The following is a 22,620-nucleotide window of genomic DNA, read 5'->3' on the forward strand; positions in this document are numbered from 1 at the left end:
CACCGATGCCACTCCTGCACGTCACCGCCGTCCACCCGGTGACCCCGCGCGTCACCCGCGTCCGCTTCACCGGCGACGGCCTGGACGACTTCCCCACCTGGCCCGACCAACAGCTCAAACTGCTGTTCCCGCGCGACGGCCACCCCGTCCCCGACCTGCCCGCCGACCGCGGCGACAAGTACGGCATGGGCTGGTACCAGGCCTACCAGGCGATCCCCGAACCCGAACGCCCGTGGCTGCGCAGCTACACCGTCCGCGCCCACCACCCCGACACCGCCGAGATCGACATCGACTTCGTCCTGCACGACCACGCCGGCCCCGCCACGCGGTGGGCGCTGCACGCCCGGGTCGGCGACACCCTCGGCCGCTACGGCCCGTCCAAGGTCTACCACCGGCCCCTGGGCAAGGCCGACTGGTACCTGCTCGCCGGCGACGAGGCCGCCACCCCCGCCATCGCCACCCTCCTGGCCTCACTGCCGGCGGGGACGCGGGCGCTGACCTTCGTCGAAGCCCGCGACGCCACCGAGGAACAACCACTCGGCGACGTCCACTGGGTCCACCGCGGCGACACCCCACCCGGCCACGGCACCGGCCTGCTCGACGCCGTGCGCGCCGCGGACCTCCCCGCCGGCAAGGGTTACGCGTGGCTCGGCGGCGAAGCGTCGACGGTCCGCGCGCTGCGCCGCCACCTGGTGGACGAGCGCGGCTTCGACAAGCGGGCCGTCGACTTCACCGGCTACTGGCGGCTCACCCTCACCCAGGACGACTCCCCGACCGACGAAGACCTCGCCGACGCACAGGAACGCGTCGCCTTCTAGAACGGGTGCGGGGGCGGCCGACTCCCACGCGAACCGACCACCCCCGCACCCACACCCGCCCGACCCGGCCTCAGGCGGCCAGTCCCGGGAAGTCCTTGCGCTTGATCTTCGCCCGCCGCCCGTCCGGGTGGTGGAACACGATCCCCTCCGCCAGGTTCCCCGGCGAGAACCGGCTCTCCAGCGTCGCCAGGAACTCGCGCAGCTCGCCGTACCCGCGCGGCACCTCGTCGTACACCGGCGCGGTCGTGTTGAACGGCACGCACAGGTGGTCGTCCAGCCCCAGCGGGTTGCCCTGGATGCGCGGGCCCAGCGCCTCGCACGAGTGCTCGCCGTCCGGCCAGCCCGACACGTCGGTGCCGCCCGCCGCGGCGAGGATCCACTTGTCCTCGGCCGCGTCGGCGGACGTGTCGACGTACCACCCGTCCACGATGCCCAGCGCCTTCTGCTCCCGGCCCGGGTTGCGCCGCTTCTCCACGCGCACCAGGTGGCCCGACCGCACGGTCAGCCGCACGTTCGTCCCGTCGAGCTTCTCGGTGCCCATGCCCTCGCCCTCGAACACCCACGCGCACTCGGGCTTGGGCCGGTCGGTCACCCGGAACCGGTCGTCGCGCTCGAACAGCGTCGGGATCTTCTCCACGACTGGTCCCCCTCTCGTTCGTCCGCTCAACAACGACTCGTGGCTGACGACCCCGGTGGACAAGCCGTCCGCCAAGCGCCGCACGAGGTCGGCCACCGGCACGTCCGCGTCGGCCGCGGCGTGCTTGAGCGCCCTCTTCTCCTCCGGCGAGATCCACGCGACGAGCCGGGACCACCCCTCGGGCGGTGTCCAGCGCGCCAACCGGTCCGGGTCCTTGCGGGGCCTGCCCCGTCCCCTGCCGTCCGCCACGCCGGAACCGTAGCGATCTTGTGCAAGTTGGCACAACAGAAATTCCAAGACTTAAGTTCAGTCAACACTGAAATCATCGTGGGCAGTAATCAATGCGCGGAATGATTCCGGAACAGCCGGTCCGAGACGTTCGGGAACCCGCACGCCGGTGCCACGGTCGGCCGATTGTCGGCCCGCACCACCTGCTCTAACGTTGCCGATCACGTCCGCGCGAACGTGCCAGAACTCCGCTCTCCGGCCCGGCCCCCGCCGCAACGGGCCCCGCCGGATCCTGCATGAGGGAGACCCTGCCATGCGCGGAAATCGAACACCCCTGCTCGCGTTAGCCACGGCCGCGGTGACGGCTCTGGCGTTGGCCGGCACGGCCACGCCCGCCGCGGCCGAAGGGGAGATCCTCGGCGCGGACAACCCGCGCGCCATCAAGGACAGCTACATCGTCGTCTTCAACGACCTCTCGACGCAGAGCGTCGACGCGTTGACCAGCGACCTCAGCGCCAAGTACGCCGCCAAGGTCGAGCACACCTACCGCCACGCGCTCAAGGGCTTCGCGGGCACGCTCAGCGAACGCGCCGCCCGCCGCCTGGCCGCCGAGCCGACCGTGGCCTACGTCGAGCAGAACGGCGTCGTCGAGGCCCTGGACACCCAGCCCAACCCGCCCTCGTGGGGCCTCAACCGCATCGACCAGCGCGACCTGCCGCTGGACACCGGCTACACCTACCCCAACACGGCGTCGAACGTCACCGCGTACATCATCGACACCGGCATCCGCACCACCCACCAGGACTTCGGCGGGCGCGCGGTGTGGGGCACCAACACCGTGGACAGCAACAACACCGACTGCAACGGCCACGGCACCCACGTCGCCGGCACCGTCGGCGGCACGGCGCACGGCGTGGCCAAGGGCGTGAAGCTGGTCGCGGTCAAGGTGCTCAACTGCCAGGGCTCCGGCTCGTTCGCCGGGGTCGCGGCGGGCATCGACTGGGTCACCGGCAACCACACCTCCGGCCCGGCCGTGGCGAACATGAGCCTGGGCGCGCAGGGCAGCGACGCCACCACCGAGAACGCCGTGCGCAACTCCATCGCCGACGGCGTCACCTACGCCATCGCGTCGGGCAACTCCAACGCCGACGCCTGCAACTTCACCCCGGCGCGCGTCGCCGAGGCGGTCACGGTCAACGCCTCGGACATCAACGACGCGCGGGCGTCGTTCTCCAACTACGGCACGTGCACCGACATCTTCGCGCCGGGCGTCAACATCACCTCCGCGTGGATGACCAACGACACCGCCACCAACACGATCTCCGGCACGTCGATGGCCGCCCCGCACGTCGCGGGCGGCGCGGCGCTGCTGCTGGGCGAGACGCCGACGTTGACGCCGGCCCAGGTGCAGAGCCAGCTCATCGCCAACTCCACCACCGGCAAGATCACCAACCCGGGCGCCGGCTCCCCCAACCGCCTGCTGTTCGTCAACACCGGCGGCTCGGTGCCGGGCAACCCGTCGATCGCCCCGCCGGGCAACCAGACCGGCACCGTCGGCACGGCCACCAGCCTCCAGCTCAAGGCCAGCGGCGGCACTCCCCCGTACAGCTTCGCCGCCACCGGCCTGCCGCCGGGGCTGTCGATCGCGCCGGCCACCGGCCTGATCTCCGGCACGCCCACCACCGCCGGGTCCTACTCGGTGACCGCGACCGTGACCGACTCGGCGGGCAAGTCCGGCAGCACCACGTTCGGCTGGACGATCAGCCCGCCCGGCGGGTCGTGCGCCAGCCCCGGCCAGAAGCTGGTGAACCCCGGCTTCGAGTCCGGCGCCACCGGCTGGTCCAACGCGACCTGGACCATCGGCCCGTGGACCGGTGAGGGCGCGCCCCGCTCCGGCACCCGCTCGTCGTGGATCAGCGGCTACGGCTACACCGCCACCGAGACGCTCCAGCAGGCCGTCACCATCCCAGCCGGCTGCACGGGCTCGACGTTGTCGCTGTGGCTGAAAATCAGCACCTCGGAGTACGAGCCCGCGGTGTTCGACACCTTCACCATCAAGGCCAACGGCACCACGCTGGCCACCTACACCAACCTCAACCCGTCCGGGTACGCGCTGCGCACGTTCAGCCTGGGCGCGTACGCGGGCCAGTCGGTGACGCTGACGTTCACCGGCGCCGAGGACTGGTCGTACCAGACGTCGTTCGTGCTGGACGACCTGGCCGTCACGGCGGCCTGATCCGGACGCGGGGGTCCGGTTCTCCGCACCGGACCCCCGCGTTCCCGGCGGGTACCGTGACGCCATGGCGGGTCGGTCGTCGGGACGCGGGGTCCTGGAGAAGGCGCTGGGCGTGCTGGACGCGTTCGAGGGCCGCCGCGACGGGCTGCGCCTGGCCGACCTCGCCCGGCACAGCGGCCTGCCGGTGACCACCGTCCGCCGCCTGGCCGCCGACCTGGTCGAACGGCAGGTGCTGGAACGACTCCCCGACCGCCGCTACGTCGTGGGCCGCCGCTTGTGGCGGTTGGGCCTGTTGGCCCGCGTTCAGGGCGGTCTGCGGGACGTGGCGCTGCCGTTCCTGCAGGACCTGTACGAGGTGACGCGGGAGAACGTGCACCTGGCCGTCCGGGACGATCGGCACGCCCTCTACCTGGAACGGCTCCACGGCCGGACGTCCGTGCCGCTGGTCAGCCGGCCCGGCGGGCGACTGCCGCTGCACGCCACCGGCGTCGGCAAGGTGCTGCTCGCGCACGCGCCCGAGGACGTGGTGGCGGCGGTGGTCGCCGGGGCGGAGAAGGTGACGCCGTACACGATCACCGAGCCGGGGCGGTTGCTGCGCGACCTGGCCGAGGTGCGGCGACGCGGGTACGCGCGGACCGCGCAGGAGATGACGCTGGGGACGTGCTCGGTGGCGGTGCCGGTGCACGACGGGACGGGTGCGGTGGTGGCGTCCATCGGCCTGGTCCTGGCCACCGGCCGTGACCCCGGCCGGCACCTGGCGGCGCTGCGGGTCGCCGCCGCGGGGATCGCGCGGAACTGCCACTGAGTGGATGTTTCCGCTTGGGGTCGCGGTGGCCGATCGGCGAGGCTCGACGGCATGCGCACCCAGGTCGCCATCGTCGGCGCCGGCCCCGCCGGCCTGCTGCTGTCCCACCTGCTCTCGCTGCACGGCGTGGACTCCGTGGTCGTGGAGACCCGGTCGCGGGCGTACGTGGAGGCTCGCATCCGGGCGGGTGTGCTGGAGCAGGACACGGTGGACCTGCTGGTGGGCGCCGGCCTGGGCGACCGCCTGAAGGCGGAGGGGCTGCGCCACGACGGCGTCCACCTGCAGTGGCCCGGCGAACGGCACCGGATCGACTTCCGGGCGCTGACCGGGCGGTCGGTGTGGGTCTACGGCCAGACCGAGGTGGTGAAGGACCTGTTGGCGGTGCGCGGGGACACCGTCCACTTCGAGGTGACCGGGACGGCGCTGCACGACCTGGGCTCGAACCCGTCGGTGTCCTTTGTGGACGCCCACGGGCGGCGGCAGGTCGTGGAGGCGGAGTTCGTGGTCGGCGCGGACGGCTTCCACGGCGTGAGCCGACCGCACGTCGAGGGCCTGCGCACGTGGGAGCGCGACTACCCGTACGGCTGGCTGGGCATCCTGGCGGAGGTCGCGCCGTCGACCGACGAGCTCATCTACGCCTGGCACCCGCGCGGGTTCGCCATGCACAGCATGAGGTCCCCGTCCCTGAGCCGCCTCTACCTCCAGGTGGACCGCGACGAGGACGTGGCGTCCTGGTCCGACGACCGCGTGTGGACCGAGCTGAGCACCCGACTGGCCCTGGACGGCTGGACCCTGCGGACCGGCCCGATCGTGGACAAGGGCATCACCCCGATGCGTTCCTTCGTCAGCGCCCCCATGCGTCACGCCCGCTTGTTCCTGGTCGGCGACGCGGCCCACATCGTCCCGCCCACCGGGGCGAAGGGCCTCAACCTGGCGGTCGCCGACGTCGCCCTGCTGTCGCGGGCACTGGTCGCGTTCTTCACCGAGGGGCGCGAGGAGTTGCTGGAGTCCTACGGGGAACGGGCGTTGCGCCGGGTCTGGCGGTGCACGCACTTCTCGTGGTGGATGACGTCCATGCTCCACGTCACCGGGGACGACCTGGACCGGGAGCTGCAACTGTCCCAACTGCGCTACGTGTGCTCCTCCCCCGCCGCCGCGACCAGCCTGGCGGAGAACTACGTGGGTCTGCCGCACGAGCTGTGAACGCCGCACCGGTGGCCGGGTGTGGGACCCGGCCACCGGCGGTGCCCCGGTCGGACGCGGGTCACCGCGCCCGACGGCGCTCACCGGCCGACAGCGCGGTTCAGCCGGTGAGCAGGCGCAGCCCGTAGACGCCGAGGATCTCGTTCACGGGCTGGAAGTACGTGGTGCCGCCGGACGTGCAGTCGCCGGAACCACCGGAGGTCACGCCCTGGGCCTGCTGGCCGGTCACCCAGGAGCCGCCGGAGTCGCCCGGCTCGGCGCACGCCGACGTCCGGGTCATGCCGTAGACCGCGCCCTCCGCGTAGCGGATGGTCTGGTTCTTGGCCTGGATGGTGCCGCAGCGCCAACCGGTCGTGGAGCCCGAGCGGCAGACCGACGCGCCCACCGGGGCCTCCTGCGACCCCTTCACCACGACGTTGCCGCCGCGGTAGTTGTTCACGTAGGGGTAGAGGGTGACCCCGGAGTAGGTCTGGACGAACGCGTAGTCGTTGCCGGGGAAGCTGGAGCCCGCGAACTGCCCCAGCCGCTCGCCCCGGCTGTTGGTCGCGGCCGTCCCGCGGGTGCCGCAGTGTCCGGCGCTGACGAAGCCGCCCTGCACCGCGAACCCGATCGAGCAGCGACCGCCGCCGCTCATGTAGTAGGCGTCGCCGCCGCGGACGCTTGCCAGCTTCCGCGGTGACCCGGTGACCTCCTCGACCCTCAGCGCGCTCCCGCCGAGCGCGGCGGCGCGCGCGGTGAACGCCGTGGTGGCGGCGTCCACCAGGGTCTTGTCCACGGTGACGACGACCTGGTTGCCGGCCGGGTCGACGTACCAGCCGGTGACCGCCTTGGGCGCGGTGGCCTCCAGCGCGTCGAGCCCGGCCTTCACACCGTCCAGCGTGGCCGCGGTGTGGGCGACCTCGCGGGCCTCCGCCCCGGCCGCGCGGATCGCGGCCAGGTCGTGGTCGTCGGTGGTGCCGACGACCAGCCTGCCGGTCGCGCCGTCGAACCAGGAGCCGGCGAAGTCCGCGCCGACCAGGCCGCGGATCCTCCCCTCCAGCTCGGTGGCCGCGGCCTCGCGGGCAAGGCGGTCCACCGCTTCCCCGGCGCTCAGGCCGAGGTCGCGCTGCATGGCCGCGACCATCCCGTCGTGGACCGGCGCCGCCCCGGTCGGCTGGGCGGTGGCGGGCAGGCCCGCCGCGGCGACGGCTCCGGTCGCGAGCATGACGACACCCGCGAGACGTGCCGCAGTAGTGCGGTTCATTCGATTTCTCCTTGTGGGAGCAGGGAGATCCGTGCGGTGCCGCAGGCGCGCCGCACGGATCGGGTCGGCAGAGTCCTGCCCGCGCAACCCTTTCCGGGTTCGGGTCGATCGACCGGATTCGGGGGAAGCGCACCCGAGGGCAAGCTAGGACCGGGCGGATCGGGGCCAGTACCTACGATCGTCGGGTCCTCCACCCGCCGCCGCGCCCCCGCCCGCGCCCGCCACCGGCCGCACCGCCGCGGTGACCAGGCACGGCCGGGCCGACGCGCGCGCCGCCGGAACAAAAATGCGACAAAAATTCACCATTGACGATGGTGGTCGCGCACAAGCGACTTCGCACACGACTGTCCATGATGGACCGCCCCGGATCGTCCACAATGTCATAAGTAGGCGGTAGTTCCGCCTTGCCCGCGAACGTGATACGCGACGAGCCGGGGCACCGCCGCCGCGCCGGTGCGGTCGCACACATCGGAGCGGGCCGCCACTCCCACACCGCCGGTCCGCCACCCGGTCCACCGCGCGGTCAGCCGCTCGGCGCAGCCGCGACCGGGTGCGGTGGCTGCGCGAACTCCCGCACACCACGTACGGTCGAGGGTCGGGCGCAGTCGAGTGCGACTGGCACGTTCGGGAGGGGAGACGACGATGACACTGGAGCAGTTGGCGGCGGACATCCGCCGGGACGAGGCGGACGGCCCCGCGCTGACGGAGCACACCGCCGAGTACCAGACCGCCGGCAAGATCTTCGCCGGCAAGCAGGACGACTGACCACGTCGCGGCCGCACGCCGCCCGACCCCCGGTGAGCGCGGGACGCCGACCGCGCCCGACGCGCTCACCGGGGTGTCGGATACCGGCCGCCGCGGGACCGGGGCGGCCGGCCCGGCCGTCGCCGCGCCGGTCCGGGGTCGCCGGTCGGGCGGTCAGAGCACGGTGGCGTGCAGCGCCCGCGCCAGTTCGTCGCCGGGCACGGTCAGCCGCACCCCGGCCGGCCCGCACAGCCGCAGCTCGAACCGCTCCTCCGCCCGGTCGAACACGACCGCCAGCTCCGCGCCCGTGCGGCGCTGCCAGTGCTGCGGCCAGTCGGCGGGCGCGACCCGGTCGGAGGTGAACGCGTCCACCACCCGCACGCCCCGCTCCTCGCGCAGCACCAGGTGCGGCCGGTCGCGGCGGGCCGGGTCCAGCGGCAGGACCAGTTCCGCGCCGAGCACCGCCAGCAACGCCTCCTCCAGCGGCATCGACCCCGCGCCGACCAGGAACATCGCCCCTTCCAGCTCGTTGCCGGGACCCTGGTAGCGCGGGTTCTCCACGTAGGTGTCGGTGATCTCACCCCGCGCGTCGACCAGGTACCGGCCGATCACCGCCTCGCTGACCGCGCCCACCACGCGCTCCACCACCGGGTCGAACACCTGCAACCAGCTGTTGGGGATCGTGCGGGCGTGCTCGCGGGCCCGCTCGGTGATCGGCGGCCTCGTCGTCTCCTGGGCCGTCACCAACCCACCTCTCCTTCACGTCGGGGGGTGCACATCGTGCCATTTCGGTCATCCGGCCCGGCCGGCCGTGCCAGTATCCCCGGCAGAGAACCACCACCCCGAGGACTTCGACGTGACCGACCCACACCAGTACCTGGCCGACTTCGAGCAGCACCTGCAGCGCGCGCAGCAGCAGGTGGACGCCATCCAGACCGCTTTCCGCGACGCCCGGACCACGGCGACCAGCCCCGACGGCGCGGTGACCGTGACGGTCGCCAGCGGCGGGCGCATCGAGTCGCTCCAGCTCTCCCCCAAAGCCGACAGCCTGGGCCACACGGCGCTGGGCGCGGCGATCATGACCACGATCCGCAAGGCCCAGGTGGACGCGGCGCGGATGATCGAGGAGACCGTCCGGCCGGTGCTCGGCGACGGCGAGGGCATGAGCTTCCTGCGCGAGCAGGTCGAGCAGGGCATCGCCACGATCGACCCGACCGGCGTCGCGACGCCGCCCGCCGAGCGGGAACGGCGCGAGCCGCCCAAGGACGACGACGACTACTACGGCGGGCCGGTGCTGCGATGAGCGGGTTCAAGACGACCAAGACGGCCCTGGACGACCACGCCAAGCTGCTCGACACCACGCTGTCCTCCGAGGTGCAGGAGGCCGTGGACGCCGCCGGGCAGGTCAAGCTCGGGGCCGAGACGATGGGCGTGATCTGCCAGGTCTACTCGTTCATCTTCAACGACGAGCTGGACACCGCCTGCGACCTGCTGTCCAAGCTGCCCGAGGCGCTGGACGCGACGGGCGCGGAGCTGCGGGCCGCCGCGACCCTCTACGACACCACCGAACAGGGCGAGCGCACGAACTTCGACGGGATGCACGCATGACCAACGAACTCGTCCAGAAGCCCCAGGACGACGGCAAGATCTTCACCGGCGCGGGTCTGCTCGACACCGGCGAGGACCTCGTCCGCAACTTCTCGGGCAAGAGCCAGGCCAAAGACGGCAACGACAACGTCAAGGACAAGGAACTCGACGAGGTCGCGCTGGCCATCGACGGCATCGCGATGGGCCTGGGTCTGGTGGGCCTGGCCGTGGACCCGTTGGGCACGCTCGCCGCCAGCGTCGTCGGCTGGATCATCGAGAACGTCAGCTTCGTCCGCAAGCCGTTCGACGACCTGGCCGGCGACCCGCCCGCGATCGAGGCCGTCGCCAACACGTGGACGGAGATCTCCAAGCGGCTGAACGAGGTCGCTGGCACGTACGAGACGAGCCGCGGCAAGATCACCGACTGGGAGGGTGGCGGGGCCGACGCCTACGGCAAGCGCGCCGACGCCCTGGTCGCCCACCTGAAGAAAGCGGCGACGTCCGCCGAGGAGGCCGCGACGGCCATCAAGCTCGCCGGCGCGGCGGTCGCCGCCACCCGCGCGCTGATCCGCGACGTGCTCGCCGAACTGGCCGCCACCCTGATCACCTGGGGCATCCCCGCGGCGGCCGCCGCCGTGCCCACGGCCGGCGCGTCCATCGCCGCGTTCATCACCCGCGCGGTGACCAAGGCCATCCAGATCGGCGGCAAGATCGCCCAGTTCCTCAAGAAGCTGTTCACCATCATGGACAAGCTGTCCGCGGTGGCCAAGCGGATGGGCAGCAGCATGCGCGGCCGGGCGGACGAGCTGGCCGACATGGCCCGCATGTCGCCCAACACCCCGGCGGGCAACCAGCGGGCGGGCGAGCTGCTGCACACGTCGTCGGTGCGCAACGCCCGCGCCGACCGGCTCGACAACCTCGGCGACAACCTGGCCAACGGCGCCAACCGCGGCCGGGACTCGATGGACAACATCACCAACCGCGCCAACGACATCGCCCAGAACTGGAACCGGCGCGTCGGCGACTGGGCGGACCGCGTCAAGCAGAACGGCCCGAACCGCAAGCAGCGCGTGCAGGACCTGTTCAACCGGATCGGCAGCCCGCCGCCCGGCACCCGCAGCGCCGACATGCCCGACCCGACCCACGTGCCGCGGTCGTTGTCCCGCATCGACAACCTCGCGGGCAACGGCATCATCGACGGCCAGAACTGGGCGCGCGCCGCCCGGACGTTCGACATCGGCCACCTGATGCCCGCCCCCGGCGACCTGATCTCCCCGACCCGCGAAGGGCTCAAGGAGGTCAACAAGGGGTTCTGGGCGGATGACGTGGAAAAGTCCCAGGAGAAGGACCGCAACCAGGGCGACCAGGTGTTCCTGCCGTACCGGAACCGGGAGAAGGAGTGACGACCCCCCGACCGTGGCACCGCAAGCGCCGAGTGCTCGGCCTGCTCATCCTGCTGTGCGTCTACGTGATGATCTTCCTGTACGACGGAGTCCGCTGGGGTGACAAGCCCGAGACCGCGGCTGAAGCCGTCGGCAGGAACGTGCGGTGCGAGGCCAGCGGCTTCCACCTCGGCCTGGTCCACGACTGCTCGGTGAGCTTCGAGTGGGAGGGCAAGACCTACACCGACTCGTTCAGGCACGAGATCAGCCCGGCGGACGTCGGCCGCGAGGTCCCCATCACCATGACCAGCAAAGCCCCTCGGACGGGGTACCCGAGGTTCATCGTCGCCCGCGCCTACGACGGCCCACCGGAGTTGTTGCTGCCAGTTTCGTGGTTCCTCCTCGGCATCACGGCGCTGGTCCTGATGTTCCGCATCTTCTCGGTGACCTCCGCCCTGAACCGAGCCCGTCAGGGCGCGTCCGGTGGTGCTTCCGCGGGAAGCGGTTGACCGAGCGCATCGCCGCCCGGGTCACGCCCAGCCCTACGGCACCACCGGCACGTGCACGGTGACGTCGCGCAGCAGCATCGCGCCCGGCGTGCGGCTGCCGTGCAGCGGGAACATGTCCGAGATCGGGCTGACGGTGAGGAACAGCGACTGTCCGGCCGGGACCGTCGCCGCGACGGCGGGCAGTTCGATCGTGCGTCGCGCGCCGAAGGTGGTGCCGGGCTCGCGGTGGGGCAACACGTTGTGCTGGACCACCTTGGCGTCCAACGGTGACGTGCCCACGCTGAGGGCGAAGAACGCGCGGGTGTCCAGGCCCAGCGTGCTCACCGCGGCGGTGAGGTTCGGCGACCCGGCCACGGTGAGCGGCCCGTCGGCGACCTTGATCGACTGGGGCAGCCCGAGGCCCGCCGTCGTCAGGACGTCCGGCAGCGCCACGGTCCGGGTCGGTGCGACGGAATCCACTGTGACGCAACCACCTTCGGCGGTCATGAGCCGGTAGCGGCCGTGACCGGTGAGGGTGCGCGGCGCGCCCAGCAGGTTCTCCGCGAGGAACCGCAGTTCCAGCGCGTCGTAGCCGCCGAACTCGGCCGCGCACGCGTCCCCGCTCACCGCGTACCCGGCCGGCACGACCGTCGGCAGCGCGTGTCCCCCGTTGTAGCCGACGAACAGGCTCTGGGCGCGGGCGCGCGGGGTCAGGGCGCGGTCGAAGTTGTCGATCGCCTGGTCGAGCGGGAAGAGGTTGTCACTGGCGCCCTGGTGCAGCAGCACCGGCACGTCCAGCCGCCGGCCGGCCGCGACGTGGTGCGCCGGGCCGTTGTCGCGGAAGAACCGGTCCATCGTGGTGGGCCAGCCGCCGGTGAGCAGGCCTTCGGCGTACCCGGCGTGGACCGTGGAGGTGTGCGCGCCCGGCGCCGCGGCGTAGAGGGCCGTGACCCACGTGGTGCGCACGACGCCTTGCGGGGCGAGGCTGTCGTTGAGCGAGTGCCAGGTGATCTGCGGCGCCAACGCGTCGAACCGCGTCCGCCCGGTCTTGGCGATCTCGGCGAACGCCCCGGCGAACTGATAGCCGCCGCCGTAGGACCCGCCGACCGCCCCGAGCACCGGGTCGCCCGGACCGGTCGTGCGCACCCAGTCCAGCGACGCCACGTGGTCCACGACGCGGATCACGTCCTCGCCCTCGAACGCCGGGTCACCGACGTGCGCCTTGCCGCCGCTCTGCCCGAACCCGCGCTGGTCGATGCTGACCACGCCGAACCCCGCGTCCAGGTACCGCCGGAACGACCCGGGCGCGGACGTGCGGCTGCCGCCCCACCCGTGGCTGTGCAGCAGGACGGGCACCCGGTCGTCCCGCGACGCGGTGTCCGGCCTGAACACGCTGAAGCAGATGTCCACCGGTCCGGGCTCCAGCGGGTCGGTCTCCGGGACGCCGGCCACGCACGCGTCCACCGGCGCGGGGTGCTCGGCCAGGGCGGTCGGGGCCGTGGCCGCGGCGACACCGGCCGCGGTCACCACCGCCATCAACGCGGTCAGGATGCGCATGGGAGGGCTCTCCACATCGTCGTGGGGACGCGTTCGCCGCACCAGTATCGCCAGGACCACCCCCGTGCGGGATAGACCGCGAGACGGAAGCACTCACGTTCCGATGATCATCCGAGTACAGTGCGTGGCCGGAGCTGCGTTGTCGCCAGTGCATCGGCAGGGGAGGCCGCATGGACGAACGCATCCTCGACCCGGACGGCGCACGCGAGCGGTTGGCCGCGTGGAAGGGTCGGATCGACCAACTCGCCGCCGACACCAGAACGATGAGCGAGCGCATGCAGGCGGTGCGGGTCACCGCGAGCGACCCGAACGGCCTGGCCGAGGTCACCATCGACTCCACCGGCACCCTCGTCGGCCTGCGGCTGACCGACCGGATCCAGCGCGTGCCGCCCACCGTCGTCGCCCAGACGATCATGGCCACGCTCGGCGAGGCGCGGACCAGGCTGGCCGACCGGTCCCAGGAGATCATCGCCGACACGGTCGGCACGCAGTCCCCCGCGGGCCGGGCGATCGCCGAGAGCGTCGGACGGCACCTGCGCGGCGGCCCCGCACCGCACCAGCCGGCGCCCGATGACGACGAGGGCTTCGACAGCCGCTCCTACCTGCGGGAGAGGTGAGCCGTGGGCGACGGGTACATCGTCGATGTCGAGCAGATCCGCGCCCACGCGCGCAACGTCGAGGCGATCCGGGCGCGGTTCGACGCGGTGAAGACCGCCAGCGCGCACATCGCCCAGGACGACCAGGCCTACGGCCTGCTCTGCGGGTGGATCTCCGCGGTGATGGAGGGCCGGCACACCCGGCAGGACGAGCTGATCGCGCAGGTCGAGGAGAACCTGGCGCTGGTGGTGGAGGAGTTGGGCGCCGGCGCGGACGAGTACACCGACGTGGAGGAGTCCAACGCCCGGTCCATCACCGCGGCCGGCGGCGGGACCGGCGATGGATGACCCGTCGCTGATCGCCCCGGTCCGGTCCTCCCGCGAGGTGTGGACCGGGTCCGGGCTCGCCGACAGCGTCGAGGGCCTGGTCGACGCCATCAAGACCGAGGGCTGGGTGGACGACGCGCTGGCGGGCGCCGCTCTCGGCGTCGAGGTCGCGGCGACCGTCATGGACCCGGTGAGCGCGTTGCTGGCCAACGGCCTCGGCTGGGCCATGGAGTACTTCGAGCCGCTGCGCCAGATCCTCGACGAGCTGACCGGCAAACCGGACGTGGTCGCCGCGCACGCCTCCACCTGGACCAGGATGGCCACCGAACTCGACGCCATGTCCACCGACCTGCGGTCCGCGCTGGACGACGACCTGCCCGACTGGCACGGTCCCGCCGCCGACGCCTACCGGCAGCTCATGGTCAACAACGTCGAGGCGATCGGCGGCCTGGCGGCGGTGTCGGCGGCGATGGCGTCGGCCACCGAGGGGGCCGGCGGCCTGGTCGAGCTGACCCGCGAGATCGTCCGCGACCTGATCGCCGACCTCGTGGCCCGGGTGATCGTGTGGGTGGCGGAGGCGATCTTCGTGGTGACCATCCCGGTGGTCGCGTCCCAGATCGCGGCGGCGGTGGTCAAGTGGGCCGGGCGCATCCTCGTCTACACGACGGCCCTGATCACCAGCCTGACCAACCTCAAGAAGCTGCTCGGGTAGGCGGGGGCCGTGGAGCGACTGTTCGCACTCTTCCTGCTCATCGCGCGATTAGCCCTGCACCGGCGCGGCGGCGGCGGTGGCGACGGCCCCGACCCGCCGTCGGACGGCCCGAACCGCCGCCCCGACGACCCGGCCGGGCGACCGGCGCCGGCCAAGGACGTCAAGGACGCCCAGACCGAGACGGGCAACGCGGCGGACAAGGGCACGCCGCGCGCCGGGAGGGGACGGCGCCGCCCGCCACGGCAGCGCGACCCCGAGGTGCCCAAGCCGGCGCGCAGTCCGCGCCGCAACCCCGACGGCCCGATGCCGGCGCACTACCAGCAGGTCGCCTACGGCCAGACGCCGGAAAGCCAACTGGCCCAGGCGGCACGGCTGCGCGACGGGAACCGCGACAACCTCTACGGTGGAGCCACGTTCAGGGACAGCCAGGGCAACAGCTACCAGGTGGACGGCCGCGCGGATTCGACCAAGCACGCCGAAGGGGACATCCTGAAGCAGATGCGCCAGCAGATCGCCGAGCGGCAGGGGATCCGGCCCGACCAGGTCGATCTCCGGACGGAACTGCGCGACGTGCGGCTCTACGTCGAGTTCTCCCCGTGCCCCACGGGCAACCGGTGCCAGGACATGCTGGACCAGTACCTCCCGCCCGGCTCGGAGATCCAGTACTCCTGGCCCTGGCAGCCGCGGTCGGCGCAGGACTCCTCGCGGCAGGCCCTGGCCGACGCCGTCCACGACCTCTTCACGAGAAAGCGCCCGGGAACGTCATGACCGTCTACACCGCACAGCAGGTCGCCGTGATCGACAACCCGGCGGCCAGGGCGGCGCTGACCGGCACGGGTCTGCCCGACACCGACGCCGTGTCCTTCCGCGCCGCCGCCACGATCACCGTGTGGGACCGCGACCCCGACTACGCCGTCCTCGGGTTCTGGAACCTGGACGAGATCCCGGTGGTGGTGCACCGCGCGGAGGGCTCGGTGTTCACCGCTCCCCCGTGGTCGGAGGAGATGGACCCGCTCAACGCGTCGGTCGCCGCGTTCGCGGACAGCCTCGCCGCGGTCGAGGGCGCGAAGCCGTTGTCCAAGGCCCGGTACGGCACCAACGCCGAGGCGGGCGACCAGGTGCACGCCTTGCTGCGCGTCATCGACGCCGAGACCCTGGCCGACCCGTACTCGTTCTGGCAGGCCGTGGTGGACGACGTCAAGAGCGGCGTCTACGCCTGATCAGCCGAGCACGAACGGGAGCCGGCCCGCCAACCCGCCCAGGTCGGCCCGCTCGCGGTCGGTCGGGGCGCGGCGGCCGGTGGCGACGAGCAGGGCGTCGGTGTCGGTGAACGTCGCCGGGAACGGGGTGCCGGCGATCTCCTCCAGCATCCGTCGCGTGCGCGCCAGGCCCTCGGCCGGCGGGGGCGGCGCGTCCGGGAGGTCCGCGACCAGGTCGAGGTGGTGCAGGGTCCATTCCAGGACGTAGGCGTCGAGGTAATCACCGGCGGTCAGGACCTGGTCCTGGGTCGTGACGTGCCGGGACCGGTCGGCGAGGCCGGCCGCGCGGCCGGCGGCCGAGCCGACGTCGTCCAGGTGGAACTTGAGCAGGGCCGGGTCCTCGTAGGCGGCGGCCAGGCGGACGGTCAGGGCGGCCAGCGGGTCGTCGCCGGTGGGCGGGGTGTGGCCGACCCGCCAGTAGGTGACGGCGTTCCGGGTGGCGGGCGCGTCCGTCGGGGTGACCAGGGTGATCAGGACGTCCTGGGCGTCGATCACCAGGTGGCACACCAGGTCCCGCACCAGCCAGCCGCGACAGCCCGACGGGCGGGTGAAGTCTTCGGTCCCGAGGTCTTCCACCGCGGCGCGCAGGGCCGTCCAGGAGTGGGTGAAGAGATCCACACCGGCCACGGTAGTGAAGAGTCACAGCGGCGTCACGGTGCCCCTCCCGCCGTCCACGCGGACGCGGTCGCCGGTGCTGATGCGGCTGGTCGCGTTGCCGCAGCCGACCACGGCCGGGATGCCGAGTTCGCGGGCCACGATGGCGGCGTGGGACAGGGGTGCGCCCACGTCGGTCACCACCGCCGCCGCACGCGGGAACAGCGGCGTCCAGCCGATGTTGGTGACCGTGGTGACGAGGACCTCACCCGGCCGCAGGGCGCTTCCCGCGTCCAGGCCGGTGACGACCCGGGCCGTGCCCTCGGCCACGCCCGCCGCGCCCGGGAACCCGGTGATCGCGTCGGACGCGGGCGCGTGGGCGCGGGTGGCGTCGTGGAGGTCCTGGCGGCGGGCCGGGTCGGCGGCCCAGGCCTCCGGGTCGAACTCGCCGCGGATCAGGGTCGGGTACGGCGGTAGTGCGCGGTAGCGCTCGTAGGCCGCGCGTCGGGGTGCGATCGTGACCAGTGGGCGGTCGTCGCCGTCCAGGACGGCCAGGGTTTCCCGGTAGGACAGCATGAACGTGTCCGCGCCGGTCAGTTCGCCGGCCCGGAGCACGAACGCGCGGAGCACCGCGAACCCGCGCACCATCTCCGAACGGGCGCGTTCCCGACCGCGGGTCGCCTCGGCCAGGGCGTCCAGCCGGCGGCGCAGGCGGGCGGCCCGGCGGGGGTGGGCGGTGCGCAGGCGGCGCCACGCCCGGTCGCGGGCGGCGGCCTGGCGGCGCAGCAGCTCCTCCGGGTCCGGGCCGTCCAGGGCGGCCAGGTGGTCGATCCAGGACGGGTCCTCGGCGGGCCGGGGCACGGAGACCTCGTACTCGTCGGCGCACCGGTGGCCCCACAGCCGGGTGTAGGTGGCGCGGTCGATCTCGCCCCGGCGCAGGCGGGACAGGCCGAGCAGCGGGCCCAGGCTCGCCAGGTCGCCGGCCGTGCCGTGCGCCCCGGTCATCAGGGCGGTGGTGTCGGCCTCGCCGACCAGCGCGTACAGCTTCCGGCGCAGCTTGGCGTCGCCCATGACGACCGAGCCCGCGCCGGCGTCGTAGACGCGGATGTCGTCCCGCAGGTAGGAGTCCAGTTCGGACGTCCACAGCGCACGGAGTTCGGCGGGTGTCCGCGCGTCGGCGATCTTGGCTTGCAGGGCTTCGGCCCGCGCGGGCGCGTGGGGCAGCAGCTCGCCGATGCGGCGGCGGTATTCACGGGTCTGGCGGACGAACGGGACCACCGCGCCCAGCGCCGCGCGCAGGGTGGCCGCGCGGGACAGCGGCAGCGGGGGCACCTGGACGTCGTCCGGGATGCGCCCGAAGGTGTGCTCCGCCAAGCGCCGCATCAACCCGGTCAGCCCGAGGGCGGACGCCACGGCGAACACGGCGCTGAGGTTGAGGTAGAACCGGCCGCCGATGTTGCCGGTCGTCGGCACGCCGCCGATCGGCGGCCGGGCCAGGACCCGGGCGAACGACCAGGTGGCCGGGGTCATCACGCTGGGCACGGCCTCGCCGAGGTTCGCGCACGTCCACAGGTGGTCGCCGCGCAGGGTGTCGTTCCACACCTCCGGCAGCGCGGTCACCGGCCGGGCCTGGAGGATCGCGATCCGGTCGCCGTGCACGGCCCACTCGACGTCCACGGGCACCCCGAACAACTCCTGCACGCGTGCGCCCAGCGCGGCCAGTTCGAGCACCTGCGCCTCGGTGAGGACCGTGCCGGTGGCGGACTGCACCACTCCCCCGGCCACCACGTACTCGTCCGGCGTGACCTCGCCGCCGACCAACGCCTCCCCCAGGCCCGGCGCGGCGTTGACCACGGTCTCGTGCCGTGCGCCCGTCACCGGGTTGGCGGTGAACAGCACGCCGGCGGCGTCGGCGGGCACCATCTCCTGCACGACCACGCCCATGGCCACGTCGGTGATGCCGTTGCGCTCCCGGTAGGCCACGGCCCGTTCGGTGCCCAGCGACGCCCAGCAGCGCCGGACCGCGTCCAGCACGGCGTCCGCGCCGCGCACGTCGAGCACGGTGTCGTGCTGGCCCGCGAACGACAGGTCGGGCAGGTCCTCGGCGGTCGCGGAGGACCGCACCGCGACCGGGCCGGGCGGCAGCGCCGCGCGGATCCCCGCCGCCACCTCGGCCGGCACCTCCCCGGCCGGCTCGGCCAGCCGGAACGCGTCGGTCGTCACGTGGAAGCCGCCCGGCACCGGCAGCCCCGCCCGGACCAGACGGGCCAGCGACGCGCCCTTCCCGCCGACGGTGGCCAGGTCGGCCCCCGGGTCGGCCAACGGCAGCACGAATCTCCCCATGTCCCGATCCTGGCACACCCGCCCGTTGTCACACCGGCGAACAAATGAAGTCGCGCTATTCGCGGAAATCTACAAACAATTCCCCTTCCGGCGCGTGGTTTTTCCGCGATAAGCTGCCCCCGCCGCGCGGCCTCCCCATTCCCTTTCCGAGGAGTAGGACGACGTGGGTTCCATGAGCAGGATCGCGGCCGGGCTGGCTGTGGCGGCACTGGTCGGCGTGGCCGTTCCGGCGACCGCGGCCGACAATCCGCACCAACGCGGGCCGGCGCCGACGAAACAGAGCGTGGAGGCGCCGCAGGGGCCGTTCGCCACCGCGACGGCGACGGTGTCGGCCGCACAGGCGGGCGGGAAGTTCGGCGGCGGCACCATCCACTACCCGACCAGCACCGCGGAGGGCAGGTTCGGCGCGGTCGCGATCTCGCCCGGGTTCCTCGGCTCCCAGGCCACGGTCGCCTGGTACGGGCCACGGCTGGCGTCGCACGGCTTCGTCGTCATCGTGATCGACACCAACGCGGTGTTCGACCTGCCCGACGCGCGCGGCGACCAACTCCTGGCCGCGCTGGACCACCTGACCACGGCAAGCCCGGTGCGGGACCGCGTGGACGCCGCGCGGCTGGCCGTCATGGGCCACTCGATGGGCGGCGGCGGCAGCCTGGAGGCCGCGAAGGACCGGCCGACGCTGCGGGCCGCGATCCCGCTGGCGGGCTGGAACCTCACGAACAACTGGTCGGGCAACCGGGTCCCGACGCTGGTCGTGGGCGCGCAGAGCGACTTCATCGCGCCCGTCGGCCAGCACTCCGAGCCGTTCTACGCCTCCCTGCCCGCGACCACCGACAAGGCGTACCTGGAGATCCGCGGCGCCGACCACTTCGTGGTGAACTTCCCGCACACGACGATCGCGAGGTTCGCGATCTCCTGGTTGAAGCGGTTCGTGGACGACGACACCCGCTACGAGCAGTTCCTGTGCCCGCCGCCCGCGCCGGACGCGACGATCTCGGAGTACCGCGACACCTGCCCGCACTGACCCGGCGGCGGTCCCGCGGCTCAACGCAGCAGCAGCCGCAGGACCGCCTCCGCGTGCGCCGCCTCGGGTTCGCGGCCGGTGATCAGGTTGAGGTAGGCGTAGGACTCGATGATCCGGACGATGATGAACGCGACCTCGTCCAGGTCGGCGGGCAGGTCCAGCAGGCCGGCCGCGGTCTCCTCCTCCAGCACGCGCCGGAACCAACCGATCAGGCGCGGCTGGAACGCCCGGTCGTGGCGGGTGAGCAGGCGCATCGCCAGTTCGCCCTCGTGGGCGAGCCAGTACGCCATGCCGGGGTTGCCGATCACCACCTCCAGGAACCCGACGGCCAGGCGCACCACGCGTTCCGCGCCGTGGTGGCGGCGCGGCGGCCCGTCCAGCTCGGCGAGGTTGAACTCCGCGAGCGACCAGGTGACCTCGACCAGCAGCCGTTCCCGGGAGCCGACCCAGCGGTAGAGGGTGACCCGGCTGATGTCGAGCCGTTCGGCCAGCAGCCCCATGTCGACGCGCCGGCGTTTGAGGAAGGTGCGCTTGGCCTCGCGCAGGGCGTCGGCCGAGGTGGCTCTCGGGGGCAGGACGGTCATGGCCGCACGCGGGTCCGTGCGGCGTCGACGGCCAGCGCCGACGTGAGGGCCACGGCGACCGCGCCGGCGGCCAGCAACAGGGCGGGCACCGGTCCGCCGCCGGTGTGCGCGAGTCCGATCAGGGCGACGCCGAACGCGCCGGCCAGCTCGCGGCTCGCCGTGATCGACGCCGACGCGACGCCGGCGACCCGCTCGTCCGCCGCGTCCAGCGCCGCCGTGGTGAGCGGGGTGGTCAGCGCGGAGCCGAAACCGACGACGACCAGGCACGCCAACAGCAGCAGCGGGCCGGCGGCCACCATCGCGACCAGTCCGGCGGTCACGGCGGCCAGGCCCGCCGCCGCGGTGCGCCACGGTCCGAGGCGGGCGACCAGGGGTGGTGCCGCGGGTGCGCCCGCGATCACCGCCAGCGCGGCGGGCACGAAGAACAGGCCCGTGGTCATCGGCGTGAAGCCCTCGGTGTGCTGGAGGTGCAGGGGCAGCACGAACAGCACGCCGCTGATCGCCAGGCCCCACAACGCCTGCGCGGCCGTGCCGCCGATGAACGCCCGGTCCCGGCGCAGCGCGCGGGGGAACAGCGGCGTGGCGCGTTCGGCGTTGAGGAACAGCAGGCAGGCCGCGCCGGACAGGGCGATCATCGCGGCGAGGGGTTGTGCGCCGAGGACGGTCGCGGTCACCACGAACACGGCGGCGGTGAGGGCGAGCGTGGACCGCCACGGCAGCGGGGTGGGACGTGGTCGTCGTGGCGCCAGGCAGGCCCTCGCGACGACGGCGGTGGCGACGCAGCCCGGGACGTTGCCCAGGAAGATCCACCGCCAGTGCGCGGCCTCGCTGAGCAGGCCGCCCAGCGCGGGTCCCACGGCGAGGGCGACGGCCAGCGCCGCCGTCCACGCCACGATCCCGGTCCGCCGGTGGGCCGCGTCGAGGTGGGTGCGCAGGACGGCCAGCCCGGTCGGCACCACCGCTGCCGCCGCCGCGCCCTGCGCCGCCCGCCACAGCGCCAGCGACACGCCGGACCCGGCCGTGCCGCAGCCCAGCGAGGCGACCGCGAAGCCGATCAGGCCGACCAGCAGGACCCGCCGCACCCCGTACCGGTCCCCCAGCGCGCCGGCCGCGACCATCAGGCTCGCGAACACCAGCATGTAGCTGACCACGACCCATTGGAGCCCGGTGGTGCCCATGCCCAGGTCGCGGCCGATGGTCGGCAGCGCCACCATCAGGATGCTGTTGTCCAGCGCCGTGACGAAGCCCGCGAAGCAGGCGACGAGCACGACCGGCAGCGGCCGGGTCATCCGATCGCGGCCGTCAGCATGGGCCAGGACGCCCGCAGCTCGCGCTGCCAGTACTTCCACGCGTGGGTGCCGCCGCCGTAGGCGTGGACGGTGATCGGGATGCCCGCCTGCCGGACGCGCTGGACGAAGTCCGGGGCGGTGGCCCCGACGACGGTCTCCCACGGGTCGTAGACCCAGCCGGTGTCCAACTCGCCCGCGAAACCGTTGCCGTAGCTCATGTAGAGGGCGGTGCCGCGCAGCTTCGGGGCGAGTTCGCGGGGGTTGTTGGCGGCCCAGACCTGCGGGGTGAGCGACTCGCGGCCCCACGGCCCGTACGGGTCGAGGCCTTCGCGCAGGACCGTGGTGTAGACGAACTGCGGCACGCCGACGAACTGGGTGGACAGCAGCCCGCTGTAGGAGGCGGCGGCCTTGAACATGCCGGGGTGCTTGGCGGCGTAGCCGAACGCGCCCGTGCCGCCCGCGGACAGGCCCGCCACGGCGCGGCTGGTGCCGCCGCGGAAGTCGCGCTCGACGAGTTGGAGCAGTTCGGCGGTGTGGAAGGTCTCCCACTTCGGGGAGCCGCCCCGGCCGTTGTTGTACCAGTCGGTGTACCAGCCCGACCGGCCGCCGTCGGGCATGACCACGAGGACGTCGCTGTCGGCGGAGAGCTGTTCGACGTCGGTCTCGCGGGTCCAGGAGGTGTAGTCGTCGCCGACGCCTTGGAGCAGGTAGACGACCGGCCAACTACGGGTGGCGGTGGGCGACCAGCCGCGCGGGGTGAGGATGCGCGCCTTGACGTTGCCGCCGATGGCGGGCGAGGCGATGGTGATGTCGGTGGTGCGGTCGTCCAGCCAGGTCTGCTCGACGATGCGGGCACCGTCGTCGGCGGTGCTCGTAGCCCGGGTGGTGCTTGTGGCTTGGGTGGGGGCGGCGACGAGGAGCGTGGCGGACAGCGCGAGGACGAGGACTCGGTGCATGGGGTCTC

Annotated in this window: 24 protein-coding genes; 15 read left to right on the top strand and 9 right to left on the bottom strand. The window is 72.9% G+C overall.

Annotation, left to right across the window (positions count from 1 at the left end):
* Positions 1-5 precede the first annotated feature (5 nt).
* A complete protein-coding gene (locus AB0A74_RS14850) occupies positions 6-818 on the top strand; it encodes a siderophore-interacting protein (protein ID WP_358249588.1) in 813 nt (270 codons plus the stop codon).
* A gap of 70 nt (positions 819-888) precedes the next feature.
* On the opposite strand, the gene AB0A74_RS14855 is transcribed toward AB0A74_RS14850, so the two are convergent.
* Positions 889-1,704 carry a hypothetical protein gene (locus AB0A74_RS14855; RefSeq protein ID WP_358249590.1) on the bottom strand — a complete coding sequence of 272 codons (816 nt, stop codon included), beginning with the start codon at positions 1,702-1,704 and terminating at the stop codon, positions 889-891.
* Between the two features lie 292 nt (positions 1,705-1,996).
* On the opposite strand from AB0A74_RS14855, the gene AB0A74_RS14860 reads away from it, so the two are divergent.
* The 3 genes from AB0A74_RS14860 to AB0A74_RS14870 all read left to right on the top strand — a co-directional run bounded on the left by AB0A74_RS14860 (position 1,997) and on the right by AB0A74_RS14870 (position 5,927).
* Positions 1,997-3,919, top strand: a complete 1,923-nt coding sequence (locus AB0A74_RS14860; protein ID WP_358249592.1) for a S8 family peptidase — start codon at positions 1,997-1,999, stop codon at positions 3,917-3,919.
* 64 nt (positions 3,920-3,983) lie between these two features.
* Positions 3,984-4,724 (top strand): IclR family transcriptional regulator, encoded by a 741-nt coding sequence (locus tag AB0A74_RS14865; RefSeq protein WP_358249593.1) that lies wholly within the window; start codon positions 3,984-3,986, stop codon positions 4,722-4,724.
* Between the two features lie 51 nt (positions 4,725-4,775).
* Entirely contained in the window at positions 4,776-5,927 is a 1,152-nt protein-coding gene (locus AB0A74_RS14870; RefSeq protein WP_358249595.1) for a 4-hydroxybenzoate 3-monooxygenase, read from the top strand.
* Between the two features lie 100 nt (positions 5,928-6,027).
* Here AB0A74_RS14870 and AB0A74_RS14875 read toward each other — a convergent pair whose 3' ends face one another.
* Positions 6,028-7,170, bottom strand: coding sequence for a S1 family peptidase (locus tag AB0A74_RS14875; protein WP_358249597.1), 1,143 nt, complete (start codon positions 7,168-7,170; stop codon positions 6,028-6,030).
* A 642-nt stretch (positions 7,171-7,812) separates the two neighbouring features.
* Between AB0A74_RS14875 and AB0A74_RS14880 the strand changes: the two genes are divergently transcribed.
* On the top strand, positions 7,813-7,935 hold the full coding sequence (locus AB0A74_RS14880) for a hypothetical protein (protein WP_358249599.1): 123 nt from the start codon (positions 7,813-7,815) through the stop codon (positions 7,933-7,935).
* A 153-nt stretch (positions 7,936-8,088) separates the two neighbouring features.
* Here AB0A74_RS14880 and AB0A74_RS14885 read toward each other — a convergent pair whose 3' ends face one another.
* Complete coding sequence (locus AB0A74_RS14885) at positions 8,089-8,658, bottom strand: hypothetical protein (RefSeq protein WP_358249601.1); 570 nt, start codon at positions 8,656-8,658, stop codon at positions 8,089-8,091.
* A 112-nt stretch (positions 8,659-8,770) separates the two neighbouring features.
* Here AB0A74_RS14885 and AB0A74_RS14890 point away from each other — a divergent pair, with 112 nt between their 5' ends.
* From AB0A74_RS14890 to AB0A74_RS14905, 4 genes are read left to right on the top strand one after another with little or no spacing between them, the layout of a single operon-like run.
* Positions 8,771-9,217, top strand: a complete 447-nt coding sequence (locus AB0A74_RS14890) for a YbaB/EbfC family nucleoid-associated protein (protein ID WP_358249603.1) — start codon at positions 8,771-8,773, stop codon at positions 9,215-9,217.
* Entirely contained in the window at positions 9,214-9,522 is a 309-nt protein-coding gene (locus AB0A74_RS14895; protein WP_358249605.1) for a type VII secretion target, read from the top strand. Before AB0A74_RS14890 ends, AB0A74_RS14895 begins: the two co-directional genes overlap by 4 nt.
* Positions 9,519-10,904: a hypothetical protein gene (locus AB0A74_RS14900; protein ID WP_358249606.1), complete on the top strand. Its 1,386-nt coding sequence runs from the start codon at positions 9,519-9,521 to the stop codon at positions 10,902-10,904. Before AB0A74_RS14895 ends, AB0A74_RS14900 begins: the two co-directional genes overlap by 4 nt.
* Entirely contained in the window at positions 10,901-11,392 is a 492-nt protein-coding gene (locus AB0A74_RS14905) for a DUF6346 domain-containing protein (protein WP_358249608.1), read from the top strand. The genes AB0A74_RS14900 and AB0A74_RS14905 overlap by 4 nt, the downstream gene beginning before the upstream one ends.
* 33 nt (positions 11,393-11,425) lie before the next feature.
* On the opposite strand, the gene AB0A74_RS14910 is transcribed toward AB0A74_RS14905, so the two are convergent.
* Positions 11,426-12,928, bottom strand: a complete 1,503-nt coding sequence (locus AB0A74_RS14910) for an alpha/beta fold hydrolase (RefSeq protein ID WP_358249610.1) — start codon at positions 12,926-12,928, stop codon at positions 11,426-11,428.
* A gap of 170 nt (positions 12,929-13,098) precedes the next feature.
* Here AB0A74_RS14910 and AB0A74_RS14915 point away from each other — a divergent pair, with 170 nt between their 5' ends.
* Genes AB0A74_RS14915 through AB0A74_RS14935 form a run of 5 tightly spaced genes read left to right on the top strand, consistent with a single transcriptional unit; the run spans position 13,099 to position 15,783 of the window.
* Complete coding sequence (locus AB0A74_RS14915) at positions 13,099-13,545, top strand: YbaB/EbfC family nucleoid-associated protein (RefSeq protein ID WP_358249612.1); 447 nt, start codon at positions 13,099-13,101, stop codon at positions 13,543-13,545.
* A gap of 3 nt (positions 13,546-13,548) precedes the next feature.
* Positions 13,549-13,872 (top strand): hypothetical protein, encoded by a 324-nt coding sequence (locus tag AB0A74_RS14920; protein WP_358249613.1) that lies wholly within the window; start codon positions 13,549-13,551, stop codon positions 13,870-13,872.
* Positions 13,865-14,563, top strand: a complete 699-nt coding sequence (locus tag AB0A74_RS14925; protein ID WP_358249615.1) for a hypothetical protein — start codon at positions 13,865-13,867, stop codon at positions 14,561-14,563. The genes AB0A74_RS14920 and AB0A74_RS14925 overlap by 8 nt, the downstream gene beginning before the upstream one ends.
* 9 nt (positions 14,564-14,572) lie before the next feature.
* Positions 14,573-15,331, top strand: coding sequence for a nucleic acid/nucleotide deaminase domain-containing protein (locus AB0A74_RS14930; protein WP_358249617.1), 759 nt, complete (start codon positions 14,573-14,575; stop codon positions 15,329-15,331).
* A complete protein-coding gene (locus AB0A74_RS14935) occupies positions 15,328-15,783 on the top strand; it encodes an SUKH-4 family immunity protein (RefSeq protein ID WP_358249619.1) in 456 nt (151 codons plus the stop codon). The genes AB0A74_RS14930 and AB0A74_RS14935 overlap by 4 nt, the downstream gene beginning before the upstream one ends.
* On the opposite strand, the gene AB0A74_RS14940 is transcribed toward AB0A74_RS14935, so the two are convergent.
* Both AB0A74_RS14940 and AB0A74_RS14945 read right to left on the bottom strand, forming a co-directional pair.
* Positions 15,784-16,440 (bottom strand): maleylpyruvate isomerase N-terminal domain-containing protein, encoded by a 657-nt coding sequence (locus AB0A74_RS14940; protein ID WP_358249621.1) that lies wholly within the window; start codon positions 16,438-16,440, stop codon positions 15,784-15,786.
* A gap of 21 nt (positions 16,441-16,461) precedes the next feature.
* Positions 16,462-18,759 carry a PEP/pyruvate-binding domain-containing protein gene (locus tag AB0A74_RS14945; RefSeq protein ID WP_358249622.1) on the bottom strand — a complete coding sequence of 766 codons (2,298 nt, stop codon included), beginning with the start codon at positions 18,757-18,759 and terminating at the stop codon, positions 16,462-16,464.
* Positions 18,760-18,931: 172 nt separating this feature from the next.
* Here AB0A74_RS14945 and AB0A74_RS14950 point away from each other — a divergent pair, with 172 nt between their 5' ends.
* On the top strand, positions 18,932-19,783 hold the full coding sequence (locus AB0A74_RS14950) for an alpha/beta hydrolase (protein ID WP_358249623.1): 852 nt from the start codon (positions 18,932-18,934) through the stop codon (positions 19,781-19,783).
* Positions 19,784-19,803: 20 nt separating this feature from the next.
* On the opposite strand, the gene AB0A74_RS14955 is transcribed toward AB0A74_RS14950, so the two are convergent.
* Genes AB0A74_RS14955 through AB0A74_RS14965 form a run of 3 tightly spaced genes read right to left on the bottom strand, consistent with a single transcriptional unit; the run spans position 19,804 to position 22,612 of the window.
* The gene (locus AB0A74_RS14955) at positions 19,804-20,367 is read right to left on the bottom strand and encodes a QsdR family transcriptional regulator (protein ID WP_358249625.1); all 564 of its coding nucleotides are present in this window, start codon (positions 20,365-20,367) and stop codon (positions 19,804-19,806) included.
* Positions 20,364-21,656: an MFS transporter gene (locus AB0A74_RS14960; RefSeq protein WP_358249626.1), complete on the bottom strand. Its 1,293-nt coding sequence runs from the start codon at positions 21,654-21,656 to the stop codon at positions 20,364-20,366. Before AB0A74_RS14960 ends, AB0A74_RS14955 begins: the two co-directional genes overlap by 4 nt.
* Positions 21,653-22,612 carry an alpha/beta hydrolase family protein gene (locus AB0A74_RS14965; protein ID WP_358249627.1) on the bottom strand — a complete coding sequence of 320 codons (960 nt, stop codon included), beginning with the start codon at positions 22,610-22,612 and terminating at the stop codon, positions 21,653-21,655. Before AB0A74_RS14965 ends, AB0A74_RS14960 begins: the two co-directional genes overlap by 4 nt.
* Positions 22,613-22,620: the final 8 nt, after the last annotated feature.

Origin of the sequence: Saccharothrix sp. NPDC042600 (assembly GCF_040647305.1) — a bacterium.
Taxonomy (GTDB): Bacteria; Actinomycetota; Actinomycetes; order Mycobacteriales; family Pseudonocardiaceae; genus Actinosynnema; species Actinosynnema mutabilis.

Excerpts from the sequence above, each read along its gene's own strand:
- AB0A74_RS14925 (WP_358249615.1), top strand. The coding sequence starts at position 13,865 with ATGGATGACCCGTCGCTGATCGCCCCGGTCCGGTCCTCCCGCGAGGTG.
- AB0A74_RS14960 (WP_358249626.1), bottom strand. The coding sequence starts at position 21,656 with ATGACCCGGCCGCTGCCGGTCGTGCTCGTCGCCTGCTTCGCGGGCTTC.
- AB0A74_RS14900 (WP_358249606.1), top strand. The coding sequence starts at position 9,519 with ATGACCAACGAACTCGTCCAGAAGCCCCAGGACGACGGCAAGATCTTC.
- AB0A74_RS14965 (WP_358249627.1), bottom strand. The coding sequence starts at position 22,612 with ATGCACCGAGTCCTCGTCCTCGCGCTGTCCGCCACGCTCCTCGTCGCC.
- AB0A74_RS14865 (WP_358249593.1), top strand. The coding sequence starts at position 3,984 with ATGGCGGGTCGGTCGTCGGGACGCGGGGTCCTGGAGAAGGCGCTGGGC.
- AB0A74_RS14915 (WP_358249612.1), top strand. The coding sequence starts at position 13,099 with ATGGACGAACGCATCCTCGACCCGGACGGCGCACGCGAGCGGTTGGCC.
- AB0A74_RS14910 (WP_358249610.1), bottom strand. The coding sequence starts at position 12,928 with ATGCGCATCCTGACCGCGTTGATGGCGGTGGTGACCGCGGCCGGTGTC.
- AB0A74_RS14955 (WP_358249625.1), bottom strand. The coding sequence starts at position 20,367 with ATGACCGTCCTGCCCCCGAGAGCCACCTCGGCCGACGCCCTGCGCGAG.
- AB0A74_RS14860 (WP_358249592.1), top strand. The coding sequence starts at position 1,997 with ATGCGCGGAAATCGAACACCCCTGCTCGCGTTAGCCACGGCCGCGGTG.
- AB0A74_RS14945 (WP_358249622.1), bottom strand. The coding sequence starts at position 18,759 with ATGGGGAGATTCGTGCTGCCGTTGGCCGACCCGGGGGCCGACCTGGCC.
- AB0A74_RS14850 (WP_358249588.1), top strand. The coding sequence starts at position 6 with ATGCCACTCCTGCACGTCACCGCCGTCCACCCGGTGACCCCGCGCGTC.
- AB0A74_RS14875 (WP_358249597.1), bottom strand. The coding sequence starts at position 7,170 with ATGAACCGCACTACTGCGGCACGTCTCGCGGGTGTCGTCATGCTCGCG.
- AB0A74_RS14895 (WP_358249605.1), top strand. The coding sequence starts at position 9,214 with ATGAGCGGGTTCAAGACGACCAAGACGGCCCTGGACGACCACGCCAAG.
- AB0A74_RS14880 (WP_358249599.1), top strand. The coding sequence starts at position 7,813 with ATGACACTGGAGCAGTTGGCGGCGGACATCCGCCGGGACGAGGCGGAC.
- AB0A74_RS14870 (WP_358249595.1), top strand. The coding sequence starts at position 4,776 with ATGCGCACCCAGGTCGCCATCGTCGGCGCCGGCCCCGCCGGCCTGCTG.
- AB0A74_RS14935 (WP_358249619.1), top strand. The coding sequence starts at position 15,328 with ATGACCGTCTACACCGCACAGCAGGTCGCCGTGATCGACAACCCGGCG.
- AB0A74_RS14950 (WP_358249623.1), top strand. The coding sequence starts at position 18,932 with ATGAGCAGGATCGCGGCCGGGCTGGCTGTGGCGGCACTGGTCGGCGTG.